The 6,379-nt window shown below is 72.0% G+C and carries 9 protein-coding genes; 2 read left to right on the plus strand and 7 right to left on the minus strand.

Features of this window, described 5'->3' with window-relative positions:
• Nucleotides 1-9: 9 nt before the first annotated feature.
• The 4 genes from ACZ7IF_RS27185 to ACZ7IF_RS27200 form a co-directional block, all read right to left on the minus strand.
• Nucleotides 10-462 (minus strand): hypothetical protein, encoded by a 453-nt coding sequence (locus ACZ7IF_RS27185; protein ID WP_470151655.1) that lies wholly within the window; start codon nt 460-462, stop codon nt 10-12.
• Nucleotides 459-851, minus strand: a complete 393-nt coding sequence (locus ACZ7IF_RS27190) for an HNH endonuclease (protein ID WP_470976291.1) — start codon at nt 849-851, stop codon at nt 459-461. The genes ACZ7IF_RS27185 and ACZ7IF_RS27190 overlap by 4 nt, the downstream gene beginning before the upstream one ends.
• A gap of 113 nt (nt 852-964) precedes the next feature.
• Nucleotides 965-1,471, minus strand: a complete 507-nt coding sequence (locus ACZ7IF_RS27195; protein ID WP_470151659.1) for a hypothetical protein — start codon at nt 1,469-1,471, stop codon at nt 965-967.
• A gap of 368 nt (nt 1,472-1,839) precedes the next feature.
• Nucleotides 1,840-2,928, minus strand: coding sequence for a hypothetical protein (locus ACZ7IF_RS27200; RefSeq protein WP_470976294.1), 1,089 nt, complete (start codon nt 2,926-2,928; stop codon nt 1,840-1,842).
• Nucleotides 2,929-3,081: 153 nt separating this feature from the next.
• On the opposite strand from ACZ7IF_RS27200, the gene ACZ7IF_RS27205 reads away from it, so the two are divergent.
• A complete protein-coding gene (locus ACZ7IF_RS27205; protein ID WP_470976296.1) occupies nt 3,082-3,576 on the plus strand; it encodes an XF1762 family protein in 495 nt (164 codons plus the stop codon).
• A gap of 169 nt (nt 3,577-3,745) precedes the next feature.
• Nucleotides 3,746-4,138, plus strand: a complete 393-nt coding sequence (locus tag ACZ7IF_RS27210; RefSeq protein WP_470976298.1) for a DUF3307 domain-containing protein — start codon at nt 3,746-3,748, stop codon at nt 4,136-4,138.
• Here ACZ7IF_RS27210 and ACZ7IF_RS27215 read toward each other — a convergent pair.
• The 3 genes from ACZ7IF_RS27215 to ACZ7IF_RS27225 all read right to left on the minus strand — a co-directional run bounded on the left by ACZ7IF_RS27215 (nt 4,121) and on the right by ACZ7IF_RS27225 (nt 6,262).
• Nucleotides 4,121-4,504 carry a hypothetical protein gene (locus tag ACZ7IF_RS27215; protein ID WP_470976301.1) on the minus strand — a complete coding sequence of 128 codons (384 nt, stop codon included), beginning with the start codon at nt 4,502-4,504 and terminating at the stop codon, nt 4,121-4,123. The two genes, ACZ7IF_RS27210 and ACZ7IF_RS27215, sit on opposite strands and share 18 nt — an antisense overlap.
• Before the next feature lie 513 nt (nt 4,505-5,017).
• Nucleotides 5,018-5,440 (minus strand): DUF4262 domain-containing protein, encoded by a 423-nt coding sequence (locus ACZ7IF_RS27220; RefSeq protein WP_470976304.1) that lies wholly within the window; start codon nt 5,438-5,440, stop codon nt 5,018-5,020.
• A gap of 177 nt (nt 5,441-5,617) precedes the next feature.
• On the minus strand, nt 5,618-6,262 hold the full coding sequence (locus ACZ7IF_RS27225) for a hypothetical protein (protein WP_470976307.1): 645 nt from the start codon (nt 6,260-6,262) through the stop codon (nt 5,618-5,620).
• Between the last annotated feature and the right edge of the window lie 117 nt (nt 6,263-6,379).

Genomic DNA, 6,379 nt, shown 5'->3' on the forward strand with positions numbered 1-6,379 from the left:
CACAGGCGTTCATCCGCGCCGCTTCTTCCGCCCGCGCCCCGTGTGCGACCAGAAGAGACCGCCGTAGAGTGCGCGCTTGCGCTGGTACTCCTGGTACTCGGCGCGGCCGAAGAGGCGGATCAGGTAGACGGACCGCGAGGCGAGGGTGAGGGACACCCCGATGCGTTTGTCTGCGCCGTCGATCATCCACCCGGTGCTGACCGGCACGCTCCGGCCCCTTGTTCTCCAGCCGCCGATGCTGAACCGGCCGAAGTCGCGGTACCAGTTCTCCACGGGAGGGATCTGGTCGCCGATGCCCAGCCGGGCCAGGCCGATGGTTCGGCGGAAGATGCTGAGGGTGGCGCCGATGGTGCGGGGAGCGCCGTCCCCGTGGCTGCGCACCGGGCCAGCTGCGAGGCGGGATCCCCCACGCCAGGCCATCAGGTGCCAGTTCAGGGTAAGCGGGATCGTGCGGACGTTCATCGGGCATCGTCCCCAGTGGTGCGGGCGCCGGCCGGGCGCCGGGGCGGGACCACGCGGGCCCGGGTGCCGTCGGCGTACAGGACGTACTCGGAGCCTCCCGGGTAGAGGACGGTCATCTCGCCCGGCAGCATGGGGCGGCGAACCTTCCAGCCGGCGCTGTACGCCTCGCGGGGGTGGTCCTCGAACCACGAGTTGCAGGTGGTGCACACGAGGAGCAGGTTCTGCGGCTGGTTGATCCACTCCTCCCGGGAGGAGCCCATCCCCCTGTTGACGCGGTGGTGGATGGTCAGGTCCCGAAGGCTGTCGCAGCGCACGCACCGGCCGCCGTCACGCTGATGGACGACCATCCGGACCGACTCCGAGGGGCCTGTGCGGCGTCGAGAAGCCACGTTGCAGTTCTCCGTCCTGCTCCCGGCGCCGGACCGGTGACGGCCGCGGGGGAGCGGCGGAAGCGAGGACGAGAACATGCACGCCGGAACGGGCTAGCGTCCCGGGCCGGCCGTCAGCCAGTCGCTGCGGCTTCCTCCTCCTGCCGCTCGCGGGCCGCGCTCAGGGCGTCGAGGAGCTCGGCGGCGTACCCGATCGGCAGGCAGTCGACGCCGACGGAGCCGACGTCGTCCTCTCCGAGCTTGACGACGTACTCGGCGCGCGGCTGCTCGCTGTCGTAGTAGTAGGTCCCGGGGTCGGCCTCTTCGAGAGGGCCGTCGGCACCGTCGAACCAGCCGATGCCGAAGAGGTTGTCGATGGCCTCGGCGATGACGGCGTTCGGCAGGGCGCTGAGTTCGATGGTGGCCAGGCCGTCTTCGTCAATGCAGACCTTGCCCTCACCGAGGACGTTCGGTTTGTCGATGACGAGCGTGGTCGGGCAGCAGTAGGTAGGGGTCTTCGTCGGCGAGAGGCCGGGCAGGGCGATGCTCAGCGTGTTCACGGCGCGTGAGCGGGCCAGGTCCCAGGCTTCCTTCCACTCTTCGAGGGCCTTGAGGACGGCGGGCTTCATGTCGGGCTGCATGGTGGGAGTTCTCTCCGTTCGTGCGTACCGGGCGGACCGCAGGGGCCGCCCGGCCTGGAGCGGGTACGAACGGATGAAGGTGTCGGGCCTCGGCTCCTTGCGTCTCGGCGAGACCGCGTCAGCGGTCGAGGAACCCCGAGCACGACGAAGCCCGCAGCCCCCCGAGAGGCTGGCCACGAACGAAGTTCTTCTTCTTCTTTCGGTTGTGTTGGGTTGTTCTTGTTTACGTGCGCCACAGCGCATCAGGCCACATACGCCACAGCGCATGAGGTCACATGCGCCACAGCGCATGAGGATTTCACCAGGTGCGCTGTAGCGCATGTGGAAACCCTCATGCGCCACAGCGCACCTGGATATGACGTTGCAGGTCAGGCCCCTGCGAGGCGGCGGAAGCCGAGCCGGTCGGCGAATCGGCGGCCCAGCAGCGCCCAGCGCTTCGGCGGGCGGGCCCCGGCACGGGTGACGGCGATGGGGCTCGGGCTGGGCAGGATGTAGCCGGGCTCCTCCCGGAGCTTCCGGGCAACGACCTCCATGTCGACGGTGCCGCCGACGGTGACGAGGCCGGGCGCAGCGTCCGGGCCGGCTGCCCGCGCGCGGTCTGCCTCGGCCACCTTGTTCTTCAAGACGCCGCACAGCCGCTCGTGCTCGCTCGCGTGGTCCCCGGCCGCGTTGACCCGGGCACCGAGGGCCAGCCACCGGGCGAAGGTGCGATAGGACACCCCGGCACGGCTGGCCGCCTCCAGCCGGTTCGCGCCGTCCGCGACCGCGCCGACGAGCTGCTCCACCCGCTCCTCGGTGAGGACGATGAACGTGCTCCCGGTACCGGCGGGGGCCTTCGCGGCGGGAGCTTCCTCGGCAGGCTCCTGCTTGGCCTCCCTGCTGGCCGCCTCCACGCGGGCGTACAGGACCCCGCACAGCCGCTCGTACTCCGTGGTGGCGCCGCCGGACAGGTGGACGTTCCGGCCCCGCGTGAGCCACCGCTGAACACTGCGCCGGTCCACCCCGGCCGCCGCGGCCGCTTTGTCGAGCTTGTTGGCCGCGCACGGTCCTGCCACGGCGTCTACGAGCGCCTGCGTCAGGATCGCCGGGCGGCCGATCGGCTTGACGCCCTTGGGCACTCCACGCTCCAGCTCCTCGCCGGACAGGATCGTGCTGATTCCCCGCCGCTTGCGGTCGGCGATGTCGAGCGCGACGGCCAGGTGCAGCGCGAGCTGGTCGACGGTCTGCTCCTGGCGCTGCGCCCCAGCCGGCCCGGTGACTCGCCCGCCCTGCGCCAGCACCTGCTCGCGGGCCTTCCTCCCCTGGGCGATCCACGTCTGCAAGGTGCGCACCGAAACGCCGGCGTGCGCGGCCATCTCCTCGCGGGTCTTGCCCGACTGCGCGGCGTGCGCGAGCTGGTTGATGATCCTGCGGTTGAGGAGGGTCGGGCGGCCGCGCTTCTTCGAGGTCTTCGTCATGGCGCGGAAGGTAGACACCCGCCGGGCTTTGTGTCCTGGGGTGCCAATCAGGTCCCCGCCGCCAGTTCACGTCCGGGACGGTAGCCGCCCCGCACCCTCATGGTGCCCGCCTCCGGGGCGCAGCGGAGCGCCCCCGCAGCACGGAGCACTCCCTTGCCCCGCACACACCTCGGCGCCGACCTGGGCGCCCCGAGACTGCACGTCGTGCCCGTACGACAGAAGGACGCCAAGGCGTTCGTCGCCTCCTGGCACCGCCACCACCGGCCGCCGCCCGGGGCCGTGTTCTGCCTGGGCGCAGCCGACGAGGACGGTGTCCTGCGGGCGGTCGCCATGGTGGGCCGACCCGTGGCCCGGCTCTTCGACAACGGGCAGACCCTGGAGGTCACCCGGACCGCCACCGACGGCACGGGCAACGCGAACAGCCTGCTATACGGGGCCGCCTGGCGGGCGGCAAAGGCCCTCGGCTACACCCGGCTCATCACCTACACACAGAGCGGGGAGACCGGAGCGAGCCTGCGCGGCGCCGGGTGGCGCGTCCTCGCGCAGCGCTCCCCCCGGCGCGGCTGGAACAGCCCCAGCAGGCCCCGTACGTCCCGAGGCGTCGACCACATCGCGCGAACCCTGTGGGAGGCCCCCACAGCGCCGTGAGACGCCCCAGGCGCCCCACCAGCCGCAACTTGACGACGGAAGACGACGGAGACCGACGTCACGTCCGCAGCGCCCTTTGGAGGGCAGAGCGGACAACCCGTCCGCACCAGGGTGGAGGCACCTGGCACTCGGGCTGCCACATCCATTCCGAACCGGAGGTCAACCCGGCATGTTCGCAACCCTGTTCATCCTGCTGTACGTCGCTCATCTACTTTCCGACTACGTACTCCAGACCGATAGGCAGTCCGAGCTCAAGGCCTTGAGGAGCGCAGCCGGCTGGCTGGCCACCCTCTCCCACGCGGGCACGCACGTGGCCGTGTCGGCGGTCGCCCTCGGCGCGGGCGTGATCCTGCTCGACGTTCCACTCCAGGCGCCTGTGGCCGCCAGCGTGCTCGCCTGGGTGGGCTTCTCCCACGGCTTCATTGACCGGCGCTGGCCGATCCAGTGGTGGATGGACAACACCGGCAGCGCTGACTTCGCGCAGCGCGGCGGCGCCGCCTTCGTGGACCAGACCGCCCACGTCACCGCCCTGCTGATCGCCGCTCTAGCTGCGGCTGCATGACCCCTGGCCGCGCAGGCGCCGGTACTCGGCAACGCGCTCGGCCAGCTCGGCGCCGAGGAACCCGTCGACCTCTTCGAGTGCCGCCTCCGGCAGCGGGTCGTCCTCGGCGCACCCGAGCGCGGGCCGCCCCGCCAGGTGTCCGCACAGGGCGTCGAAGCGGTCCAGGAGAGCCGCGTCCCGGGCCTGCGTCGTACTCAGGGACCGCCACCACTCGAACCGCCCCACGACGTCGTCAGGACGCGGGGGAAGAGCCCGGCGCAGCGCGTCCGCGCGGTCGGCGAGGGCGTTCCACACGGGCAAGCGCAGCTCGGCGGCGAGGCCAGCTGTCGGACCGGCCGCAGGGACCGTTGCAGTGTCCAGAGCCATGCCGCAACTGTGGCACCGGCCTCTGACAACGCAGGAGCGCCCCGGACGGCCAGGTAGGCCGTCCGGGGCGCCGGATCGCACGGATGGGTCAGCGGCTCTTCGGGGCCGGAGCCGCTGGCCGGGGCGCAGCGGGGGCCGGGGGCGCCTTCGGCGGGGCGAGTTCCTTCCGGGGCGAGGCCTTCGGCGCTGTCGGCTGCTTCCCGCTGCCGGGGCCCTGGCCCCCGCTGATCTGCTGCCCGGCCGGGGCCGTCTCAGTGGCGCCCCCACGGGATGTCGTCAGGCCGTGAAGCACGCACGGCCGAGGACCAGCGGCCACGATGTCCAGGCCGCTACTGCGGGACGCCGGGCATGCCGGAAGGTCATCGTCGTCGGAGAGGAGAACCAGCACCAGGAGCACGACGAACACCACCAGGGCGGCGGCTATACCGGCCGCCAGACGGCCGGGCGCGGGACGGGAGGGGTACACGGAGGCGCCTTTCACGAGACGGGCGGGAACGGGCGGGGCGGGGACGCCTACATGAGCGGCTGCGCGTCGGGGTCGTCGCTGTAGTGCTTGTCCCCGGGGAAGAACCCCCACTTGTCCGGGACGAGGATCTGCCATACCGGCACGTCCGACCCGGCGAGCAGCTGGGCCCTGGTGCACCCCGAGGTGTCCACGGCACGGCGGAGACGGACGAGGTAGCCGTCGCGCAGCACGTTGTCCAGCTCCAGCCCCTCGGCCGGTTCGAGGTGGTCGGCAACGAGCTGGTCGACGGCGCCGTTGATCACAGCGTGCGCCCACTGGCCGGGCAGCCCCGTGACGGACAGCTCGTACGCGCGGCCGGGGCGGGCGGCCAGCCCCGAGGTGTAGGAGAACGGCGGCTTCAGGCCGTCGGGGTCGAAGACGTGATGGGTGATGTGCTGCGGGGCGGCGGCGATGTCGCTGCTCAGGCTCACGGTGGGGATCCTGTTCGTGCTGGGGGCGGAACGGTCGGGGGCAACACAGCCGGCCCGCTGGCTTACCGTCCACGACTGGGCGGCGCTACGACGCGCGTGGGGGTGCTGCCGCGTAGACGGAGTGGAGGGCCGATGCGTTACACCCCGCCGCCCACAGCGGCGGGGTGCGCGGCGAGGTCAGGCCAGGGACCACCGGCCGGACTGGTCGAACTCACCCGTGGCCAGATCAACGACGAGGTGGTCGCCCTCGTTGGGCGGATTGGCGCGGGCATAGTCGGCGAGCAGGTCTTCGTACCGGCGGACCTTCTCCTCCCACTCGGCGTAGAACGGGTCGTCGTCGCTCATCCCCTCCGGCGGGCCGATTTCGGTCTCCGACACGTGCCCGTTGGCGTGGTGCAGGTAGACCACCTCGCCCGCCCAAAACACCCCGTTCTCGTAGGGAGAGTCGGTGACGAACTCGACCTTGACCACGGGCGCGTCCTGCGGCTCCTTCGGCACGTTGCTCAGGTTGGGGCCGGTGGCGTCGGGGTTGGGCAGGAACAGCCACCGCAGGATCTCCACGAGCTCTATGGCGCCGCGCCGGTCGCCCTCGCCCATCAGCAGGTTCCCGACGGTGTACAGATCGTCCATGCTCCAGTGGCTGACCATCGCCCGGAACGCGTCGGCGTCCGCGAAGGCGGCGGCGTCCAGCTTCGGAGCGGGGGCTTCGACCTGGGCGGGCTCGCCGGACTGGGGCCCGTCGACGGGGGTCGGGCCGGCTGCGGGCCCGGCGATCTGGAGGAGACGGGTGACGCCGACTTCAATCGTGCCGGTGGGGTTCACGGGGATACCTCTCAGGGGTGGGGCCGGGGGGGGGGGGGGGGGGGGGGGGGGGGGGGGGGGGGGGGGGGGGGGGGGGGGGGGGGGGGGGGGGGGGGGGGGGGGGGGGGGGGGGGGGGG

Source organism: Streptomyces sp. NPDC037421, assembly GCF_055602105.1.

What these genes read in the sequence shown, in the direction of transcription:
- ACZ7IF_RS27210 (WP_470976298.1), top strand. Translation starts at nt 3,746, where the DNA reads ATGTTCGCAACCCTGTTCATCCTGCTGTACGTCGCTCATCTACTTTCC.
- ACZ7IF_RS27200 (WP_470976294.1), bottom strand. Translation starts at nt 2,928, where the DNA reads ATGACGAAGACCTCGAAGAAGCGCGGCCGCCCGACCCTCCTCAACCGC.
- ACZ7IF_RS27215 (WP_470976301.1), bottom strand. Translation starts at nt 4,504, where the DNA reads ATGGCTCTGGACACTGCAACGGTCCCTGCGGCCGGTCCGACAGCTGGC.
- ACZ7IF_RS27195 (WP_470151659.1), bottom strand. Translation starts at nt 1,471, where the DNA reads ATGCAGCCCGACATGAAGCCCGCCGTCCTCAAGGCCCTCGAAGAGTGG.
- ACZ7IF_RS27185 (WP_470151655.1), bottom strand. Translation starts at nt 462, where the DNA reads ATGAACGTCCGCACGATCCCGCTTACCCTGAACTGGCACCTGATGGCC.